Genomic DNA, 21,106 nt, shown 5'->3' on the forward strand with positions numbered 1-21,106 from the left:
AAATTTTAATATTCTAAATTATTAAAGAGTAATGAATAAGACAAAGATTTTCAAATCAAAGGGAAATAATTGGCTTTATAAAAAATGGTAATTGCTTAAATAGTTTCACTTCACTTTTGTTGCAAAAAAGAATCCTAAAAACGGTGAATAATATGTTTGATAATATACTTTTATTACCTAATATGTACAGTTCCCATAAATTAATCCTTCTTTCAACAGTTAGGGGGGTTTATTATTTTTGCCAAATGACAATGGATGAATTAAGAAAAGAACTGCTGAATAGGAAACACGGAGACAACATCAGGATAGCTCCGCATATGGTGGTCTGTAATGTTGAAAGGTTCCTTGCTAAACAGTTCAGGGATTGTGACAGCTGGAAAAAGGAAATTGAAAAATGCCCGAGCTATGATAGATTGATATTGTTTTATGAATCTGTTAAAAATTCTTAAAATACTTGACTTGAAATCTTTCCTGTATTAAATTTGAAAGAACATTCTACTATCAATATATTTATTATTTTATTATTTAGCTCATCCCCTGATCCCATCTTTCATGGGATATTTGAAATCGATTGCTAATTAATATTTTCCATAAAATTTCATCTCAAGATCCCCGGTCTTATGTTTAGATTGGGGATTTTTATTAAAAAACACCTTAGAGTCGTATCCTAACTAAATATTAATACCAAAACATGTTATCTTATTGGTTGATAATTTCCTTCACAATCCCTAAAACAGCAAACCCCTATCAAAATCAGTGGGAAGGCAGCCGCCCAACCAACCTTATTAACGAAAAGTGCACGCTTATCCGGAACTTTAGTCTATTCTAGGTGATCATTTGTTTGATCCTCTTTCCGACCTTCCTTTTCTGCGCTGTCTTACTTATGGTTGCGAGAGGAAATGATATCATTGAATACGTGCTTGGCTTCATTGGAATTTCGTTGGAAATCTTTAATGGTATTATCTGCCTGAAACACCATATACCCGTCTGCATTGATCTTCACTACAGTACCTAACATTGAGACTTTAGTTTTTTCGTCCAACTGAATCTTGATTTCACATAAGTTTTGATATGACCACTTGTCACAGTTTGAATGCAGTCCTTACCGCGACCTCCACTGTGACTTCCACCTATTTTAGGTCCGATCAATACGCTTGCATATTTTAAACAATCCACAACCAGACAAGAGAACGCATAAAATTAGAATAAGTTTTCACAGATCTTCAATCTTTTTAGGGATACCATCAAGCTTTTGATCATCTAAGAAAAAAGCAACTGAAATTCTCCCAATATTATAATAAGGGCGCTGTTCCCTGGGGGGCCATAACTTGTTTAACGGTGGATTTTGGCTGTCCGCCATTTCTCGGTACTTCCTGTGGATCCTCTGCATTTGGGCAATTGTCATATCTCATCGTTATTTTACCATATTTGCGCTATACACTATTTTATTGATCCTGTTCCGTAGTCCGTTCGTTCCTCTTTTGAGATGTTACCTCACTGCTAAGATGCTGCTGCGTGAATAATCCGTGGCCAATGCCAAGAGAAGGCGAGAATCAAATTCTTTCAATGATATAGGGAAATAGATCTCCGCTGTTTCTATCCGATCAAGATTATCATAGAATCTCTGATCCTCACAGCTTTTATAATCGAATCCTCCCGTGCCTTGATGTGCTCCACCTCTTCGATATTTGAAGCCATCCCCTACCATGATATCTCCCAGCTACATTGCTTTTTTGAGATTCCTTAGACCATAGACGCGTTCGTTTAGAAACCATGTATCCTAGGGACCGAGTATTTCATGTTCACGAGTACAATGATGAATCCGCCACGTCCATGGTAGAGCTGGACAAAGAAATGGACCGTTTTCACAAGTGGCCTTCCAAAGCGCCCAGCAAGCTTGATCATTGCCTCCTATCCAATAATCCAATCAGGATTGGCTCCAACTATTCGCTGCAGATCTTTAATTCTCTACATTTTATTTCCTTTTCTCCTGTTTTCGTGTTTCTTTATTATATTTATACCTCCACACTTCCATTCTCAATTTATGGCCCAATGGCATATGCACTGTTGGGCTATTTTAATTTTATTCTCTATATTTAAGGGCTTATATTCTACTTCCCCAAAGTAGGATGTTTTCATAGATAGTATACCCAATGACGAATTCGTTATTGGGTTTATTATTTTTAAGATCTTTTGCTTAACTTTAAATCAATCATAGATAGTTTATTGATAAGACATGCCCAATGGATAGGGGAAATCCATTGGGTTTTTTGTCTTTATCTATACTCTGAACCATATTTATTTTTGTTATTTTTGCCCATTCCGGGTACTTCCCGGGGCGTGATTTTTAACCCAGCGGCAGGATGCCGTTGGGTTTCTTATATTTAATCCCTATCTTTAATCTTCAGGCATGCAAACCCTTCATAAGGTTTAATTTAGGTAGCCCAGTAATTCCTGTTACTGGGCTTTTGTTTTTAATTTGTAACTTCATTACACCATTCTATCCCTATTAGAAGGATTTCGTATTCCGAGCCCAACAGTCTATCTGTTGGACTTTTTATAATATTTTATTATTTTTGGGGCGGATTTTTAAGAATCCAAAACAATTAGCGATATGCCCAGTTACAAATGATGCTGGGCTTTTTGTTGCATGTTCCCGCACCATCATATTTTTTTATCAGCCCCTTCCAAAATAGGGGCTTGGTAATTTTAATTTATTACCTTTATTGCTTTAACGTCACCATGCATGTCGTTTCTCGGTTAATAAGTGCACCCCTCAACCACTCATAGTTGAGGGGCTTTTTTATACCTTATCAAAATACTTGCTCCCTATTTATTGCCCAAACCAATTCTTGTCCCGATCAATCCGATGAAGTCAAATGACGTCCTTAAAATATGGGTCGCTTTATACACGGTCATTTGTCGGAAAAATACCAGGTGAACAGGAAAGCTTTAGTTGGTAAGTTTGAAGGGACCACCCGGAAAACATTTGAGACTTTGCCAGGCGTGCTGAAATTTTTATAACCGGAGATGTGGCTATAGAAAGGACAACGGGATTGAAGCCATTTTACCCTAGAAAGAAAGACATGTCAACAATAAATTGACTGTTACTTAGATGGATCAAATCGGCCTCATTCAGAGCAATTTATACACTGGAATACCTCTCAGGTCAATATTAAGGGCAATGGTGGCTTGATCGTGCAGTAAAGGAATTTTTGCCAACACCAGCTAATCTAATATTTATGAAAACATCGCCATAATAAGCCATTAGATATAATTTGCCATCTATGACACCCTCCCTCACCGTTCTGGTAATCTTCCTGATCCAATCATATTCCAGAGCTACCCATAATCCGGCAGACCGAGCCTTGCTGCCTCTTACAGTATCGAAAATTAGCGGCTAGAGATGCTCTAATAACTGGATGCCTGCCGTAGCTGTCAGCTACCTGTGCCAATGCACAAAATCGTTGAACCATCCCTAGGAAACAAATGCATCGTTTATGCCTTTGATCAGCATTGTGTTGTAAGTATGATATTATTGTTCAAGAATCCTTTCTGCCACTTAGAGGTCAATTTCTTCCAGATTTAATCCAACCTGTCCAGGATGTAGTAAGATGTGAGATATTCGGTCGGTATAGATCTCATCCTCATAATCATGGCGCATAGAGCTCTTTTCTGCCAATCTTCCCTTGACGGTCGCGCCCACCTGATTGGAGACTTCTGATGAACATGTGTGTGGATAACGCTCCTGTGAAAACTCACAGGTTTGTCACTTTAGACCATTTCCCCCTGACCTTGACCCCTTCATTTTGATACCAAGGAACCACCAAGCGATCAGGACTATCCCAAAGGCCAACCGATTTTGTTGACGAATAACGCACCTTTATCCGGAGCCTTCGTTTCTTCGACATAGTGGGCCTGTTTTTATTTCCTACAGTTTGAATCTTTAGATAAAATTGATTCCTAATATCAATTAAGAAAATTAGCCTTCCGGTCTATGTTGATAAAGTGGATGACAAAAAATCATTGAATCAAAGACAATACAGAAATATAACCCTCTTCGCCGAGTTTTTTTTGTTTCTCACCTTTCTTTAATGGGAATAGAATTTTTTTTTATTGTAATTCAAAAAAATCAGTTTTACTATGTAGCATTCAAGATAAAGGTTTCGTTTCATCCAGAAACCAGATCTAAAATGAAAAATAAAGCATTCACCACCTTTACACTTTTTCTATTATTACTATCAACCATTTTTTTCAATAGCTGCGACAAAGAAGGAAATCCCCTGCCAGATGATAGGTATGTCGAAATAGCTTATAATGGAGAAACCTTTATTCAACAAGGAAGGGCATTTGACTTGAACTATCGCAGTGGGCCAAAATTTGATTATAATTATCATATCCTGCCCCAATATGCAAATGGAGTTAGGTATATTACATTACATGCTTCCTTGAAAAAGAAAGGTTCAAAAGAATCTCCCATACATACTATCTTTGTAAAGATTCCTGTCGGTAAGGAGATCCTTCTGAATCATGAGTATGTTATCAGATCACTCCCAGGGAAACAGATAATTAATAAAATGGACGATTATATATCAATTTACGAAAGGGAGAACCTTTCATTTATTAGATATAATCCATACTTAGATTATTCTCAATACATTTTTGGTGATGGTAAGGTCTATTTTACCAAAATAACAAAGAAAGAAAATGGAGCTGAGGATATTGAAGGCACTTTTGAATTCACGATTCCATCGTTTGCGGAAGACGAGGGATTTGATGTAGTAAAAGGGAAATTCAAGCTTTATCTTAATAAAATCTAATGTTGAATATATTTGTTGAGTTTTAATCCCCTCCCTATCCGAGGGCATTTTTTTATACCATTACCCAGCCAGCTTATCAAAAAATAAAAGTTCCCTAAACCAATTATTGATCTAAATGTTCCTTATATATATCTTTTATGGACATGAAAGCAAATAGAAGTTTTTTTTACAGGAATTCATTATCAATCGTGTTTATTTCTTTGTTCTTGTTGGCCATGATTGGTCAGATTTACTTTGGTTGGAAGGAAAGTGTTAGTGAATATCAAAAACATGGGAAGGAACTTTTATTTGGTGATTATTTATTTTCTGGCCATTTTATATCAGCGACATTTGAAAATTTTCAAAGCGAATTCCTTCAGATGGCGCTTTATGTTATCCTTACTATTTTCCTTCGCCAAGTTGGATCAGCTGAATCAAAGGAAATAGACAAAAAAGAAGAGGTGGATCGGGAGCCCATTTACAGACCAGGCGCTCCAGCGCCAGTGAAAAGTGGCGGATGGAGACTCTTAATATATAAACACTCACTTTCTATTGCGTTTTTGATTCTTTTTATAGCATCTTGGGGATTACATTTATTCGGCAGCTATAAGGGGAAAATGGAGGAGAATGCACTGGAAGGTAAGCCCTCCATATCGATATGTGAATATTTGGGTGAACCAACTTTTTGGTTCGAAACTTTTCAGAATTGGCAAAGCGAATTTCTATCGGTTGCTTCAATAGTTATATTAACAATTTTTCTTCGTCAAAAAGGTTCTCCAGAATCCAAACCAGTTGATAGTCCACATTGGAAAACAGGAAAATAGACTTTATGCCGTTTTAAACATAGATTACCTAAAAAGATGCTTTATACCCCTTTCGGTAAGCTCAAAGTCATAAGGATAATCATATTGTAGCGGTTTATTTAATGGAATAATCATTTTTTCCTCCAGAAGAAATGTTAGATCCTCTTTAAAATTTTCAAAAATTTCCAATTCTAAGATTGGTTTACCAGTATATAACCTGAATAATATTAAATCCTTTAAAGGCAATGGAGTTTCCATAAAATGTTTTGAATCTGACAAAACAACAAGAAATTGTATTAATAAAAAATGTCATAAACCAAACCCATTATGTTGAGGAATTGTTTTTAAAAAATTAATAAATCAAAATCTTTTTATAAGGTAAACATCCATTCGCATGAATGGACGTTTACATATAACGTGAAAAATGAACCAATTTTTGTGTTTTTTCGCTCCTTAATCTTCCTTTTATGCCTGTGCATTTATATGGGATTCTGCAATATCTATTAAGATTGGTCGGTTTCTTCCTCTTCCTGCAAGGTCCTCTCGAAAATGTCGGCTACTTGATCAATTGCCAAGGTAATGGTTATTTGATCTACCCCCATCCCCTTTAGTTGCAATTTCATAATGCTCAACTTTTTGGGATGAAATGATCAAAGCGACCTACCTAACTACCGTAAATTTCTCCTTATTGCATCTCAATTTTTGAATTATTTTATATTTTGCTCGTAAAGGTATATATCCTCCAAAGAGTGGTCAGCAATGGACTAGAGCATGCGTAAAAGGTAAGGTTTCGCCTTGTCCAACCAACGTAGCAATTTTTGTATAGGGCAAACGATCAAGTTTGCCCCTACTCTTATTTCCACCAATAGTAATAGTTGTGGTTGGCATCATATTCAAATCCGCAACGTGGATATAATCTGTTGCCTATATCATTTGTCTTTTCGGTTTCAAGCATCAATCCGCAAGCACCGGTTTCATCGCACCATTGCTTAGCTTTATCTATCAGCGCTACCGAAAAGCCCTTGCCTCTGTAGTCGGGATGAACAAACAAATCGCTCAATAGCCATTGCTTGGCCAATTTGATGTAATGGTAAAGTTTGTACAACTGGACAAACCCAACTGCAGTGCCATCGGCATAAACCACAAAAATGTGGGATTGATCGTTTTTCATCCGGTCTTGAATGAACTTTTTGCACTTTTCATAATCGTCTTGCTGTCGGTAGAAGACCCGATAGCGGTTGAATAACTCTGCTGTAACGTCCAAATCTTCCAGACCTACTTTCCTGATGTTGATCTCCATTTTATTAAGATTAAATATTTGCTCAAAAGTATCCGATCTCCGTTTTATCATGGCGGTACAGTTTATGGATAATTAGGTAGTCCAGGCCAAAAAGTGGTAACCGTACAGTTGTTTTAGTACGATTAGAACTCGTCATAATTTATCTTTATCCTCGTACTTATGGGCATTGCTACACAGGCCAAGATCAGGCCTTGCTGTATGTGGGTTTCAGACAGGACAGAATTTCTCCTTAAACGTACCTCCCCTTTCTCCAATTTACAAGTACAGCTGCCACATCTTCCGCTGCCACAAGAATACGGTGCGTCAATCCCAGCATGCAGCATGGCAGACAGCAAAGGCATCTGCTTATTCCATGGGATTTGGTATGTGGTGCCATTAATGGTCACGGTTACTTTAACCTTGTCCGATGCCTTAGCATCTGGATGATTGTTTTTTGAATGTGGATTCATATAGTATATCATTTAGCTGTGGACAATGATCTATAGGCCCGAAAAATTCACATCTTCGGGCTATAGATAGTTATTACCTTAGCTCTTCTATGAAAGCCCCAAAGTTAATATGTAATACATTCCCATTGGGGAGAACTAAGGCTGGAACAGATTTTACACCTGATGCCGCCGCTTCGTCTACTTTAGATCTTTCCATACCCAAATGGATTACCATAATCTGACCTTCGGGTATGAGGGTCAAAATGTCCTGTTCCGCACTTATGCATACAGGGCAACCTGCGTGATAAAAAATTGCTTTTTCCATTTTACTTTGATTATATGACATTTAATATTGGTAGACTTCATTGTCTATTGTTGAAAGTATCCTATCCAGTTCTGCTATTTCATCTGCATCAAGGGGTTGCAATGGGCTTTTGAATCCCCCTCCGCCAACTCCCAATAGATCTAGACCTGCCTGGATGGAACGGGGCAAACCTTTGGCAACAATGAATTTCAACAGGTCAACCTGTTTGTAGAATACCTGCTGTGCTTTTTCAAGATCATTTTCCTGTATAGCATCATAAAGAGCTAGATTGAGTTCTGGTATCAGATTCGGCGCAGCCGTACACCATCCTCTTGCACCTGCTGCAAAAGCGGATAATGCCAAGGGATTGGAACCGTTGAAAAAAGCCACTCCATCGTCTAATTCTTTTCTTAAAGAATGCATACGTAGAATATCACCCGAACTTTCCTTAATCATCGTAACATTTGGGATTTCTAACAAACGCTTCAAAAGTGCTGGGGACATATCCACGCCACTGGTGGCAGGGTTATTATAGGCCATAATCGGAATGGAAATCTTAGACGCAACAGTGTCATAGTGTTTTGCAATTTCATCATCGCTCAATTTCCAATAACTCATAGGGATAACCATTACGGCCGTGGCACCGGCTTTTTCGGCAAATTGCGCATGGTAAACAGTTTTCTCCGTGGTAAGGTTTGAAACACCGACCAATGTTGGTACTCTGCCGGCTACCTGTCGTAAGCAGGTTTCAGTCAAAGACTCTTTTTCATCATCGCTGAGGTAAGGCATGACACCCGTACTTCCCAATGGCGCAATGCCTTGAGAACCTACCCTAATCAAGCGTTCCACTTGTTTTCTGAATAGTGGGATATCAATATTCTCGTTATCGTCGAATGGTGTAACCGGATATGCAATTACACCTTTAATTGGGACTTCATTCATTTCTTATCTCGATTTAAGGTTAAAAATCTCTTCCCTCTTCTTCACGTAATGCCACTCCTAGGTTTTGAAGTTGCGGGGCATTCTCACAAGCGATGTATTTTGCAGCCTCGACTTCGCTTAGGTTGTGGTGCTGGTGCCAAGCCCAAGATGGAATGTAAACTGCATCCCCTGCTTGCCATTCTACGATTTCATCTTCTACAAGCGTTGATCCTTTTCCCTCAAGCACATACAAAATGGTTTCGTATGTATGGCGGTGTTTGTGAGTTTTTTGTCCTGGCAACAGGCCACCTATGGTCATGCTTACGTTTTTGCTTGGCAGGTCCACAAAGAAAACTGGGTGCTTTCTTTCTTCCGAAAACTGATTGTGGATACCTGCATTTTCAACATTTTTGTGGATGACGTGTGAGGTTCTAACAAAGGATGGTCTTGCAAAGGTCTGATGGAAATCCTTTGAGCTGAACTGTTTCTGTTCTGCGTGGATCGATTTTTTTACTTCTGTGGCAGTTTCTAATTTTGACATAATTAAATTATTTATTGTTTATTGCAATATTGCTATACAAAAGTATTGTACATTTGGACCATTAAAATGATACAGTTTTTATATAATTAGATAGTCCAGATGCTGAGAGGTTGGAAATTTGAAATATTATTAGATGGAAAATCAGATAAAGCCATTTATCTGCAGATTGCCGATGCCATTATAAATGATATCCAATCCGGCAGGTTAATGCCACGCGAGGCGCTGCCCGGAAGCAGAAAACTTGCACAGCTCTTGAAGGTCAATAGGAATACCGTTGTAGAAGCGTTGGACGTACTGATCATGGAAGGCTGGTTAACTCCCAAAGAGAGACAGGGTACTTTTGTGTCCGATACCTTGCCCGATTTTATGGGAGGCAAAAAAAGCAAACGTGGCACTCTTAATGCAAAAAATGCTATAAACAAACATTATCATTTGCAGTTTGATGATGGAAGCCCAGACAGTAAAATTGCTCCCATCACAGAATTGGCAAGGGCTTACCGTCAGATCTTCAACCAAAAAGCACGTTGGCAAATGATGGGATATGGCAATGAATTAGGTGATCTGGAATTTCGAAAATCCATAGTGCAAATGCTCAATCATCAGAGAGGCATGCAGGTCGATCATCATAATATCTGTATCACCCGAGGCAGTCAAATGGCGATGTATCTGACAGCTCAATATCTGTTTACAGAAAATGATTATGTAATCGTTGAAAACCCAGGATATAAGCCTGCTTGGTCCGCCTTTGAGAATGCAGGTGCAACATTGTTGCCGGTAGGCGTAGACAAGGACGGCTTGCTGATCGAAGAGGTTATTGCCTATCTGAAATCGGGTAAAAAGGTAAGGGCAATTTACGTTACCCCGCACCATCAATATCCGACTACTGTGACATTGAGTCTGAAGAGAAGGTTGGAATTGATACAGCTTTCCAACGCATACGGTTTTACGATTATCGAGGATGATTATGATAACGAGTTCCATTTTGGTTACCGCCCTGTATTGCCTTTGTCAAGTTTCGGCGAACTGAAAAATTATGTATATATAGGCAGCATGAGCAAGGTGGTTGCGCCTGCCCTTCGCATAGGTTATTTAGTAACCCATGACGAAGCCCTGATGGAGAGGGTAAGTAGTTTGCGAAAGATTATTGATGTTCAAGGAGACAGTATTATGGAACAGGCAGTTCTGCAACTTATCAAGGATGGCACCATAAAACGCCATATCAAAAAGGCGTCTCACCACTACAAAGCCAAAAGGGATTTTATGGCCGGTTTGCTCAAAAAATACATGGAGGACAGAGCAACTTATTCAGTTCCCGAAGGTGGTTTGGCTTTCTGGATTGTACCCAATAAGTCCGTGGATTGGTCCCAAATTCCCAAAAAACTTAATAGCCAGGGAATCAAGATCATCAGTCCCGATACCTATAGCTTCAATGAGACCATATATGGTATCAGGTTAGGCTATGGTTCACTTTCTGAAAAAGAGCTGGAAGAGGGCATAATTGCCCTACAAGAAATCCTATAATAAGTGGAAGCTGTCGACATAAAAAACTCCAATTCACGGTACTTCTTGATATACGCCCAGGCTTGTTTTCAAAAAATGTTTTAACCTTTACATATTTGAAAAATGAACCAATACAAGCCACAAATCTAGGTTTTGTTCATTACAAGCTTTTGGTGGCAAATTATCGATAAGTAACCTGAAAAGAAGTTGAAATACCTAGGCATGGAAATGCGCAATTATTGCTTTTCCACTAAATATTTCCAATATCTTTTGGGTACATGTCTCAGGTGTAATTTGATGTTTTTCCTTTCTTCAATATTCGTACTCTTAAAGTAGGTTTTCCATAAATGTTGAAATTCCGTTTCTCTTGAGTCAAGATCCAATTCTAAGGCATATGGATTTTCGATTTCCTGGTTCTCAGAGGTAAGGACTTCGTGAATCTCCCGTCCATCATAATGATATCCGTAATTTCTTCGGATATCATAAATCAACCAATCCTGATCAGAAAACCGATTCTTAAAAAATGGGATAATCAAAGGTAAAACATTTAAATCTGGCTCAATGAGCGCTGTGTAGAGACCATCTGAAGATTTGACGAATCTCACAAATGCTTTCATTCTATGCCTTTCTCGACTTACTTGTTTAATGGTTTTGTGTATCTGCAAAATTTCAGGGTTTCCGTAGTCCCGAATGTCAATTTTACCATACTTAAATAAACGAATGATAGTCCTAAAACCTATTTCCCATGCTCCTTTTTGATCTGCAAGAAAATTATGATAGAAAATGTTCAGGTCCTTCTTTCCTATTATCTTTTCGATTCCTTTCAAAATACGGGAAGATTTTTCAGGGACGGTCATAACTTGTCTCTGTTGATTGAAAATATTTGGTTCTATCATGTCCAGCACTTTAGGAGTAACATAAAACTCTTTTCTCTCAAATGCCTCGAATACACAGCATAGGTAACCGTTGAAACTACCATCAAAAACGTAATCCATCAGAACAGGCTTAACTGTGATTCGGAATTCGAGACCCTAGGCTCCGGATGGTGATCCAATAAAGCCTTCTTAATAGCATCTGGATAAATAAATCCCGTATTGACAATCATATCTTGGCAAACCATAAAATATTTGGCCCTGTTAAAGGCTATTCCCATTTTCTTTAATTGATATTCCCGAAGTTTCCCATATTTTCTGGCTTGAACAATTTTATGAGCAGATTGCCTTCCAATTCCAGGAATTCTAATAATCCATCTATATTCCGCAGTATTGACATCAATTGGGAAGAATTGAGGATTTCTCAATGCCCAAGAAAGTTTTGGATCGATTTCCAATTCCAAATGTTGGTGGTTGTTGTTTAAAATTTCATTTAGAGAAAATCCATAAAATCGCAATAACCAATCTGCTTGATAAAGTCTATTTTCTCGCACCAAAGGTGGAGCAGTTCCAATTTTTGGCAATAGACTATCATTTGAATTTATTGGAATATATCCTGAGTAATAAACCCGTTTGAGATTGAATTCTTTATAGAACCTGCTGGCAGTTTCCATGACCTGAAGATCATTTTCGGGTGTAGCGCCGATAACCATTTGAGTACTTTGTCCTGCCGGCACGAAATGAGGAACCTTTTTGAACATCTTCTTATCACGTTGCAAGGATTGGATTTCATTTTGAACGATAGATAATGGTTCAATAACAGTTTGATGATCTTTTTCAGGAGCCACTAATTTCAAACCCTCTTCCGTTGGGATTTCTAGATTTACACTCATCCGGTCCACGTATAATCCTGCTTCTTTTAATAAATTTTCACTAGCTCCAGGAATTGCTTTCAAGTGGATATAGCCATTGAACCTTTCTTCTGTTCGAAGTTTCTTTACCACCAACATCAATCTTTCCATCGTATAATCCGCCGATTTAAAAATCCCAGAACTCAAAAATAAACCCTCAATATAATTTCGTCTATAAAAGTTCATGGTAAGATCTACTACTTCTTTCACAGAAAATGCTGCCCTTTGAACATCATTGCTCCTCCGACTCACACAAAACGAACAATCATAAATACAATAATTGGTCATTAAGATCTTTAATAATGAAACACATCTCCCATCTTCAGTATAGGTATGGCAAATTCCACTTGCTGAAGCATCTCCTATCCCACCATTATTTGTTCGCTTTCCCCCACTTGAACTGCAACTAACATCATATTTTGCCGCATCAGCTAATATTTCCAATTTATCATCAAATCCAAACATATGCTCAATATATTAGTGAACAAAAACAAATTTACTAAATTTATTAGTAAAACAATACCATCATCTAAAAGTTCTGAACAATTTGAAAAAAATCCTGTTCTATTGATATCAAATGACTTAGCTACATGTTGGAATTTAGAAGAGAAGGTATTTATTGTCCGCAAGGCAAGTTTTACATTGACCCATGGTTACCTGTAGATAATGCAATTATTACTCATGCTCATTCTGATCATGCAAGAATTGGGATGAAAAAATACCTATGCCATCCATTAACAGAACCGATTTTAAGATTAAGACTAGGATCTGATATTAGGGTCCAAACCCTGGATTACAATCAAGAGATTTTAATGAATGGGGTCAAAGTGTCCTTGCACCCCGCAGGACATATTATTGGTTCTGCACAAGTTAGAATGGAATACAAAGACAAAATTACAGTAGCTTCTGGTGATTACAAGATTCAAGCAGATGGGATAAGTACACCATTTGAGCCCGTTCGTTGCCATGAATTTATAACCGAAAGTACATTTGGTTTACCAATTTACAATTGGCTTTCGGTAGAACAGATGAATAAGAATCTTTCAGACTGGGTATTAAATAACCAAAGCAATGGAATAACTTCAATATTAGTTGGTTATGCATTGGGAAAAGCGCAGAGAATTATGAAAGCTGTAGAGGGTGTTGGGAAAATATATGTTCATTATGCCATTGAAAGGATCAATAAAGCGTTTATCGATTCTGGCATATATTTACCTGATTATGAAACTATAGATTTTTCGAATAAGCCTAAAGATCTACCAAACTCTATAATTATTGTGCCTCCTTCCCTATTTGGATCAAATATGTTGAAAGGAATTCCAAAATCATATACAGCTATTTGTTCTGGATGGATGCAGGTACGCGGTGCAAGACGATGGCGATCGGCCGATGCTGGTTTTGCAATAAGTGATCATGCAGACTGGCAAGGTCTACTTACTGCAATAAAAGAAACAAATGCAGAAAAAGTATTTGTCACACATGGATTTAAGTCAGAATTCACTAGGTATTTGAATGAAATGGGTACCGAAGCGTTTGAGATTACAACAGAGTTTGGCTCCGATGAGGAAATTGATGAAACAATAATTAAATAATAAGTATGAAGGTATTGGCAAAACTTATCAATGCATTGGATAGCACTAACAAAACTGGAAGCAAGATCATTGCTATTGAGGATTTTTTGGAGGAATCTACCGAACTTGATAAATATTGGTTTTTAAGATTATTTACAGGAAAAAGACCCAGAAGATCAGTTAAGACTTCATTTATGCGCCAATGGGCAACACAGATTTCGGAAGTTCCAGATTGGTTATTCCAAGAAAGTTATCTTGCCGTCGGAGATTTAGCTGAAACAATATCTTTAATTATTCCTCCGGCAACCAAAACCATAGACAAATCTTTGGATGAATGGATGAACGAGATTGTTTCATTGACAACAAAAACTGAAAATGGAGTCAAATCATATATTATTGATGCTTGGGATCACTTAGATCAGACTGAACGTTTTGTATTCAATAAACTTCTGGGAAGTAGTTTTAGGATAGGTGTATCCTCAAAATCCTTAATCAATGCATTTGCAAAATATTACAATGTAGATGCAAACCTAGTTGCCCATAGTCTCATGTCTGATTGGGATCCTGAAAAAATGAAATTCGAAGATTTTATTAAAGGAGAACATATCAATATCAATTTATCTGCTCCTTTTCCATTTTGTTTGGCAAATCCATTGACTGATGATCTTGAAAATATTGAAAAACCGGACGATTGGCAAATTGAATATAAATGGGATGGAATCCGTGGTCAGATCATTCACAGAGAAAACGAAACATTTATTTGGTCCCGTGGCGAGGAAATGGTCAATGAGCAATTCCCAGAATTGATGAATCAATTTGATACATTGAATGCAGATTTTGTGATCGATGGGGAGATTGTCCCTTATGATGAATTAGGAGTAATGAACTTCAACCAATTGCAGAGAAGATTAAACCGTAAAAACATCGGCAAAAAGTTGATGGAAGAAGTTCCCATTAAATTTATAGCATTTGATTTATTGGAAATCGACCGTGAAGATATCCGTCATCTCCCCTTATCTCAACGCAGGGAAAGATTATCACAGCTTCTCCAATCTATTAATTCTCCCAATTTTATTATTTCTAAAGAAATAATGGTCAAAAATTGGGAGGAATTAAAGGATATTCGTGAAAATTCAGGAACCATCAACGCCGAAGGTCTTATGCTTAAGGCTAAGGATTCGGAGTACCAGGTCGGTCGCAAAAAAGGTTATTGGTGGAAATGGAAAGTGGATCCCATGACTATAGATGCAGTATTGATTTACGCCCAACGTGGTAGCGGCAGACGCAGTGGCCATTATACAGATTATACTTTTGCTGTAAAGGATGGCGATAAATTGGTAACTATTGCAAAAGCTTACTCCGGACTCAGCAATGTTGAGATTGCTGAGGTAAGTAAGTTTGTAAGAGCTAATTCCCTGGAAAAATTTGGACCCGTTAGAACTGTAAAACCAGAATTGGTTTTCGAAATTGCTTTTGAAGGAATTGCTTTGAGTAACAGACACAAATCTGGTGTAGCTTTAAGATTTCCTCGGATTTTAAGATGGCGCAAAGATAAATTACCCCATGAAATTGATGATATTGAAGAAATCAAGAAAATGATAAAATCATAAATCATTCTGTAAAAAAAAGAAGACCTAACTGCTTAGGTCTTCTTTTACTATATTATGAAGGGACTTGTCTAGGGTTTTCTCTTTCCCATACCCTATGCTTTTTAAGTGCATTAACAAATGCATCTGTCCAATTTGAATCTGACTCAAATATTACACCTTGATCTTTTTCTATAAAAGATTTTGCTGCTAATTGCTCTGCCCCTTTGGCAAATGCAATTGCTTTACAGTGACGATAACCTTCATTAATAAATTGAAGATAATCTGGGTTTTGAGCCAACTTGGCTACTGAATCGCCATCAGGAGTATAAAAACCATCAAAACAAACCGATACATCGGTTAGATAACTATGCTGTATTGGTTCTTCCCCACCTTCCTTATATTTCAAATTACCCACATGCGAAGAAATCAGCACAGCCATAGCACCATCTTTCTCAAGTCTTTTTTTCATTTTATCTACCGATGCTTTACTCACACCATCATCCACCAAAAATGCAATTTTCCGGCTACGAATATTACCCTCATCACCCTTAACCTTCATACTCAAGAATTCAGACTTTTCGACCTCGGGTTTATTAGGCTTTATTGGATAATTTGGGTGATTTTGCCTTGCAAATTGTAAAGTAAGAGGATCAAGAGATTTCATTGGTGTCAATCCTAAGTTTTTCCCAATAGCTTTTGCCAATGTTGGATCCACTTGATTTAAGATTGCCAATTCACGCTTTCTGACATCTTCACTATTTACTTTCGAAAGCTCAAAACTAAAAGCATTGATAACATGGTTTTGCTCCTCAGGACTTAAAGAATTAAAAAATAATCTAGCTTGAGTAAAGTGATCTGCAAATGAGCTTGACCTAGCTCTCACTTTTTTACCATCAACCTGCTGTTTCCCTGTTTGATAACCTGTCTCCCCTTTCAACATAGCTTGGAATGGACATCCATTGCCTTGACTATTCGGAAAATAACTTGTATTGCCCTTCAATATATCCATTCTTGCAAATCCATCCTTTTGATTGTTGTGTTTGCCATTTATCGGCCTATTGATCGGTAATTCATGGAAATTTGGTCCACCTAATCTATAATTTTGTGTATCCATGTATGAGAATATTCTCCCTTGAAGTAATGGGTCATCAGAAAAATCAATTCCTGGTACTACTCTTCCTGGATCAAATGCAGCTTGTTCTGTTTCTGCAAAGAAATTCTCTGGATTACGGTTCAACGTCATAGTTCCTATAATCTTAACAGGAACAAGTTCTTCAGGGATAATTTTAGTTGGGTCTAAAATATCAAAAGAGAATTTCATTTCATCTTCTTCAGGAATTAATTGAACTCCCAAATCCCATTGTGGGAATTCACCGTTTTCAATCGCTTCCCATAAGTCCCTTCTATGAAAGTCTGCATCAAATCCTGAGATTTTCTGAGCTTCATTCCATGCTACAGAGTGTACCCCCAATCTTGGCTTCCAATGAAATTTAACAAATGTAGATTTTCCCTCAGCATTTAAAAATTTAAAGGTGTGTACTCCAAAACCCTCCATCATTCTTAAGCTCCTAGGAATTGCACGATCTGACATCACCCAAAGAGACATATGTGCAGCTTCAGGCATTAAAGAAATAAAGTCCCAAAAAGTATCATGAGCTGAAGCAGCTTGAGGAATTTCATTGTTAGGCTCAGGCTTCACAGCATGGATAACATCCGGGAAATTCATAGCATCTTGAATGAAGAAAACAGGAATGTTGTTCCCTACGAAATCATAATTTCCTTCTTGAGTATAAAATTTCACGGAAAATCCACGAACGTCTCTGGCTAAATCTGTTGACCCCTTAAAACCGGCAACTGTGGAAAAACGAGCAAAAACTGGGGTGGTAGTACCCATCTTAAGAAAATTCGCAGTTGTATATTCAGAAATATCAGCTGTTGCCTCAAAAACACCATGAGCGCCTGAACCTCTTGCATGAACTACACGTTCTGGAATTCTCTCCCTATCAAAATGCATTAACTTGTCAAAGAATATTTGATCCTGCTGTAATGATGGACCTCGGTCACCAACTTTGAGCGTGTTGTTGTTATCATAAACAGGAACACCATCGTTGGTGGTCATTACCTTGTTCATATTATCCACAACATGCTTGTCAATATGTGGTGCATAAGGTTTTTTTCCTTTTTTCATAGCGTGAATTTTATGGTTTTTAATTATCCTTTTTATTTTAAAAAGCATGGAGTATACTTTCATTTCTTGAACAAAAAAATTGAATAAATGTTCTGACAATTTTTAACTAAACAATTGTGATCTTTTAAGTGTTGAACTAAAAAGAACATATTATGGCAGAGAAAATAATTAGAGATCAAGAAGCTCATGACAAATTAAAATCCATTGTTGATCAAATTGACATCGGTACAATTTGCACTTTCACTCCACATTCTTCTTACCCTCATGGAGTACCTATGAGCAGACAAGAAGTGGATGAAGATGGAAATATATGGTATATCTGTTCTGCAGAAAGTGAAACGCATAAAAACCTAGAAAAGAATGATAAAATTTCAGTCTTTTATGCCGATCCTAAAAACTATACTTTTTTAAGTATTAATGGCACTGCAACACTAAGTAGAGATCAAGTAAGAATTGATAGATATTGGAGTAAGATGATGGAAGGCTGGTTTGAAAAAGGAAAGGAAGATCCAAATATTAAATTATTAAAAGTAAAACCAGATGAAGCACACTATTGGGATTCTGGCTCCAATAAAATTGCCACCTTATTTGGTATGTTGAAAAATGCCCTTACAGGAAGTAAAGAAGATATTGGTGAAGAAGGGGAATTAAAGCTCTAAATTATCAAAAAGCCAGGAAGTACAATTTTCTGGCTTTTGATATTAAATTTTTATTAGCTTTTAAAACCGCCTTCAGAATATTTCACTTATCTACACCTTTCCCCTTCCAATTGACCAGTTTAACAAATTTTTGAAATTGTTTTTACCGGTTTTATACATGTTTGAAATTAATCTTTTCAATTTTATTTCCCTTTCTGTCCTCAGATTTGTTATCAAAATATGGCAACCATTTTTATTTACTGAGATCCCCCAAAAGAAATAAATAAGATTTATTAGAGATACGATTAAATTAGATCCCCGAGTTTAAGTCTACAAATATTTTTTAATTTGAGAACTATATTTACTCCATAAGACCTTGTTTGGTATATCATAAAGACAAAGGAAAGATTAGGGATTTATATTATATTAAATATCGATATGTTTTAACATATTTTTTAAATTTTTCTGCTTACTTTGTTAGGAACTGATTTTCTTAATTTGCTTTTTAAGAATTTCTACAAACTAATAGATTAACATAAATGGAAAAGATAAATTGTGAGGATGAAAAGATCCAATTTCTAGGTAAGATTCAAGATTTAGGATTTGTAATTTTTATTAATCAGTTTTCTATTATTGAAGCAGTTAGTGAAAATATTCAAAATTACCTCCCAAAAGTATCCTCAAAGAATCTTATAGGTCAATCCTTATCCAATTCATTTATTGTAAATTTAGCAGAAAAGGAATTCATATTAAATACCATTAAAGAATTAAGTAGGCAATCTGATTATAAGAGACATACAAGATTAATTGAGGTTGAAGGCAATCCTTTCTATTTAAGTATCTCAAATTCCTTTGATACAATAAACTTAGAATTTGAGATCTCAACCATTCAAAATAACGACAACAGTATTATCAACAATAAATTGATAGAACTTCAAAATGAAGAAAAGGACATTTGGAATGTTTTATCGGAAGTCCTTTCCCAAAATTTAGAGGTTGATAGGGTGATGGTATACCAATTCAATGAAGATAGTAGTGGAATTGTCATCGCTGAAACTTTAAACAGACCGAACTTAAATTCTTATTTGGGGTTGAATTATCCAGAATTTGATATTCCAAGACAGGCACGGGAACTTTATAAAACAAGACATTGCCGCTTTATTGTTGATACTGATGCCGATGGTTCACGGATCAGTTCTCTTGAAAATAAGGAAATCAACCTTCAGGATGTGTCTATCAGAAGATTGTCGCCTATTCATTTACAATACCTAAAAAATGCAGGCTTTCGATCCAGCATTAGTTTTTCCATCATGATTAAAGGAGAACTTTGGGGACTGGTATGTTGCCAACATGAAACACCAAAACATATAGATCTAAGTATCCGTAATTTCTCTTTAATGGCGACAAATTTTGCGGCAAATAAATTTCAACAGTTGGAAGATAATGAAAGGATGCATTATCTTAAAGAAGTTCAGGAACTTGAACTTCAGCTGAAGGAAAAGGTTTTACTAAAGACCAATATTTTCCCTGAATTAAGGGAATTCTCAAAAACCCTTATACATATCTTGGAAGCGGATGGAATCGCCATTGGATTTGAAGACTCTGTTTTCCTGGAAGGTTTACATCCGGAAAAGGAAACGTTGAGATCTCAAGTCCCCCAACTAAAAGAATTAGCCCAAGATCACATCTTTACAACTCACTCGTTATCCTCACAAAAACATATATATGAGGCTTTTGGAAATACAATTGCCGGTCTAACTTTTGCCAGTATTGACCATAAAAAGGATTTCTTTATCATTTGGTTTAGAAAAGAAATCCTGTTAAATAAAGAATGGGCAGGAAAACCTGAAAAATTTTATGAAGAAGACAAGTCAACAGGAACCCTTAAACCATCACCACGTTCTTCGTTCAATGCTTGGCGCGAAAGAGTGAACGGAACGTCCAGAAAATGGGGTTCCAAACACTTGCATTTTATTTCACGCATCAGAGAAATTCTAAGGGACTCGATGTTAAATAAAGCTGCTGAAATTGATTCATTGAATACACAGTTGATTGAAATGAACAATGCCCTGGATACCTATGCTTATACCATTAGCCATGATTTAAAGAATCCTCTTTCTGCAATAAAGGTTTCAACTGAATTTCTTCAATATCGGCAGGATGTCAATCCTCAGCTCTTAAAGAAAATGACCACAAATATTCTGGATTCCGTACACATCATTATGAATATGCTTGATAAGATCCATCAATTCTCAAAAGCAAGCTCATTTAATTTTGAAAAAGAAGTGGTAGAACCTGAAAACTTTGTGTATGAAATTATCAATATGAGCAAAAATAGATATGGTTCGAATAATGTGGAGGTGAATGTCAATAGCTTAATTCCTGTATTTGGTGAGAAAACTTTGCTCTATCAATTGTTTTTAAACATAATTGGCAATGCCATAAAATACTCTTCAAAAGTGGATTCTTCATTGGTCACTATAGATTCTTTTATGACCGATAATGGGATAATCTATACTGTTTCAGACAATGGAATAGGTATTGAAGAAGAAGAACTAACATCTATTTATGAAATGTTTAAGCGCATGTCTAACTCCTCAGGCTATGAAGGCTCAGGAATTGGAATGTCCATTGTTAAAAGAATAGCTGATAAATTAGGAATTGATATCACCATTAAAAGTAAAATTGGAACCGGAACTTGTGTAAAACTGATGTTCCCTCCCAAATAACTTTTGAATTCC

The 21,106-nt window shown here is 36.8% G+C and carries 22 protein-coding genes; 8 read left to right on the forward strand and 14 right to left on the reverse strand.

What is annotated here, in order from left to right; genetic code table 11:
• Window positions 1-152: 152 nt before the first annotated feature.
• Complete coding sequence (locus tag ACWIB3_RS17955) at window positions 153-449, forward strand: DUF6965 family protein (protein WP_454292302.1); 297 nt, start codon at window positions 153-155, stop codon at window positions 447-449.
• A 428-nt stretch (window positions 450-877) separates the two neighbouring features.
• Here ACWIB3_RS17955 and ACWIB3_RS17960 read toward each other — a convergent pair whose 3' ends face one another.
• From ACWIB3_RS17960 to ACWIB3_RS17980, 5 genes are all read right to left on the reverse strand, one after another.
• Window positions 878-1,018 carry a hypothetical protein gene (locus tag ACWIB3_RS17960; protein ID WP_454292303.1) on the reverse strand — a complete coding sequence of 47 codons (141 nt, stop codon included), beginning with the start codon at window positions 1,016-1,018 and terminating at the stop codon, window positions 878-880.
• A gap of 471 nt (window positions 1,019-1,489) precedes the next feature.
• On the reverse strand, window positions 1,490-1,708 hold the full coding sequence (locus ACWIB3_RS17965) for a hypothetical protein (RefSeq protein WP_454292304.1): 219 nt from the start codon (window positions 1,706-1,708) through the stop codon (window positions 1,490-1,492).
• A gap of 56 nt (window positions 1,709-1,764) precedes the next feature.
• Complete coding sequence (locus tag ACWIB3_RS17970) at window positions 1,765-1,905, reverse strand: hypothetical protein (RefSeq protein ID WP_185216930.1); 141 nt, start codon at window positions 1,903-1,905, stop codon at window positions 1,765-1,767.
• A 1,657-nt stretch (window positions 1,906-3,562) separates the two neighbouring features.
• Window positions 3,563-3,706 (reverse strand): hypothetical protein, encoded by a 144-nt coding sequence (locus ACWIB3_RS17975; RefSeq protein ID WP_313515270.1) that lies wholly within the window; start codon window positions 3,704-3,706, stop codon window positions 3,563-3,565.
• 52 nt (window positions 3,707-3,758) lie between these two features.
• Window positions 3,759-3,911, reverse strand: a complete 153-nt coding sequence (locus ACWIB3_RS17980) for a hypothetical protein (protein WP_454292305.1) — start codon at window positions 3,909-3,911, stop codon at window positions 3,759-3,761.
• Between the two features lie 282 nt (window positions 3,912-4,193).
• On the opposite strand from ACWIB3_RS17980, the gene ACWIB3_RS17985 reads away from it, so the two are divergent.
• Both ACWIB3_RS17985 and ACWIB3_RS17990 read left to right on the forward strand, forming a co-directional pair.
• Window positions 4,194-4,820: a hypothetical protein gene (locus tag ACWIB3_RS17985; RefSeq protein ID WP_454292306.1), complete on the forward strand. Its 627-nt coding sequence runs from the start codon at window positions 4,194-4,196 to the stop codon at window positions 4,818-4,820.
• A gap of 143 nt (window positions 4,821-4,963) precedes the next feature.
• On the forward strand, window positions 4,964-5,623 hold the full coding sequence (locus ACWIB3_RS17990; RefSeq protein WP_454292307.1) for a DUF6766 family protein: 660 nt from the start codon (window positions 4,964-4,966) through the stop codon (window positions 5,621-5,623).
• A gap of 24 nt (window positions 5,624-5,647) precedes the next feature.
• On the opposite strand, the gene ACWIB3_RS17995 is transcribed toward ACWIB3_RS17990, so the two are convergent.
• The 6 genes from ACWIB3_RS17995 to ACWIB3_RS18020 form a co-directional block, all read right to left on the reverse strand.
• Window positions 5,648-5,860, reverse strand: coding sequence for a hypothetical protein (locus tag ACWIB3_RS17995; protein ID WP_454292308.1), 213 nt, complete (start codon window positions 5,858-5,860; stop codon window positions 5,648-5,650).
• A 595-nt stretch (window positions 5,861-6,455) separates the two neighbouring features.
• Complete coding sequence (locus ACWIB3_RS18000; RefSeq protein WP_454292309.1) at window positions 6,456-6,902, reverse strand: GNAT family N-acetyltransferase; 447 nt, start codon at window positions 6,900-6,902, stop codon at window positions 6,456-6,458.
• Between the two features lie 122 nt (window positions 6,903-7,024).
• A complete protein-coding gene (locus ACWIB3_RS18005) occupies window positions 7,025-7,351 on the reverse strand; it encodes a 2Fe-2S iron-sulfur cluster-binding protein (protein ID WP_254529280.1) in 327 nt (108 codons plus the stop codon).
• Between the two features lie 73 nt (window positions 7,352-7,424).
• A complete protein-coding gene (locus ACWIB3_RS18010; RefSeq protein WP_254534199.1) occupies window positions 7,425-7,655 on the reverse strand; it encodes a thioredoxin domain-containing protein in 231 nt (76 codons plus the stop codon).
• A gap of 21 nt (window positions 7,656-7,676) precedes the next feature.
• Window positions 7,677-8,576: a dihydrodipicolinate synthase family protein gene (locus ACWIB3_RS18015; RefSeq protein ID WP_454292310.1), complete on the reverse strand. Its 900-nt coding sequence runs from the start codon at window positions 8,574-8,576 to the stop codon at window positions 7,677-7,679.
• 19 nt (window positions 8,577-8,595) lie between these two features.
• Window positions 8,596-9,096 carry a cupin domain-containing protein gene (locus ACWIB3_RS18020; RefSeq protein ID WP_185211800.1) on the reverse strand — a complete coding sequence of 167 codons (501 nt, stop codon included), beginning with the start codon at window positions 9,094-9,096 and terminating at the stop codon, window positions 8,596-8,598.
• Window positions 9,097-9,195: 99 nt separating this feature from the next.
• Here ACWIB3_RS18020 and pdxR point away from each other — a divergent pair, with 99 nt between their 5' ends.
• Entirely contained in the window at window positions 9,196-10,617 is a 1,422-nt protein-coding gene (gene pdxR, locus ACWIB3_RS18025; protein WP_454292311.1) for a MocR-like pyridoxine biosynthesis transcription factor PdxR, read from the forward strand.
• A gap of 215 nt (window positions 10,618-10,832) precedes the next feature.
• On the opposite strand, the gene ACWIB3_RS18030 is transcribed toward pdxR, so the two are convergent.
• Both ACWIB3_RS18030 and ACWIB3_RS18035 read right to left on the reverse strand, forming a co-directional pair.
• Entirely contained in the window at window positions 10,833-11,591 is a 759-nt protein-coding gene (locus ACWIB3_RS18030; RefSeq protein WP_093095714.1) for a TIGR03915 family putative DNA repair protein, read from the reverse strand.
• On the reverse strand, window positions 11,591-12,844 hold the full coding sequence (locus tag ACWIB3_RS18035; RefSeq protein WP_454292312.1) for a putative DNA modification/repair radical SAM protein: 1,254 nt from the start codon (window positions 12,842-12,844) through the stop codon (window positions 11,591-11,593). The genes ACWIB3_RS18030 and ACWIB3_RS18035 overlap by 1 nt, the downstream gene beginning before the upstream one ends.
• 125 nt (window positions 12,845-12,969) lie before the next feature.
• Between ACWIB3_RS18035 and ACWIB3_RS18040 the strand changes: the two genes are divergently transcribed.
• Together ACWIB3_RS18040 and ACWIB3_RS18045 are read left to right on the forward strand one after the other, a co-directional pair.
• Complete coding sequence (locus tag ACWIB3_RS18040) at window positions 12,970-13,971, forward strand: ligase-associated DNA damage response exonuclease (RefSeq protein ID WP_454292313.1); 1,002 nt, start codon at window positions 12,970-12,972, stop codon at window positions 13,969-13,971.
• Between the two features lie 5 nt (window positions 13,972-13,976).
• Window positions 13,977-15,560 (forward strand): ATP-dependent DNA ligase, encoded by a 1,584-nt coding sequence (locus ACWIB3_RS18045; protein ID WP_454292314.1) that lies wholly within the window; start codon window positions 13,977-13,979, stop codon window positions 15,558-15,560.
• 52 nt (window positions 15,561-15,612) lie between these two features.
• Here ACWIB3_RS18045 and ACWIB3_RS18050 read toward each other — a convergent pair whose 3' ends face one another.
• Entirely contained in the window at window positions 15,613-17,727 is a 2,115-nt protein-coding gene (locus ACWIB3_RS18050) for a catalase (RefSeq protein ID WP_454292320.1), read from the reverse strand.
• Window positions 17,728-17,879: 152 nt separating this feature from the next.
• Between ACWIB3_RS18050 and ACWIB3_RS18055 the strand changes: the two genes are divergently transcribed.
• Window positions 17,880-18,386, forward strand: a complete 507-nt coding sequence (locus tag ACWIB3_RS18055) for a pyridoxamine 5'-phosphate oxidase family protein (RefSeq protein ID WP_454292315.1) — start codon at window positions 17,880-17,882, stop codon at window positions 18,384-18,386.
• Window positions 18,387-18,904: 518 nt separating this feature from the next.
• A complete protein-coding gene (locus ACWIB3_RS18060) occupies window positions 18,905-21,094 on the forward strand; it encodes an ATP-binding protein (RefSeq protein WP_454292316.1) in 2,190 nt (729 codons plus the stop codon).
• The last annotated feature ends 12 nt before the right edge of the window (window positions 21,095-21,106 follow it).

The organism is Sphingobacterium sp. NPDC055431 (genome assembly GCF_053644255.1).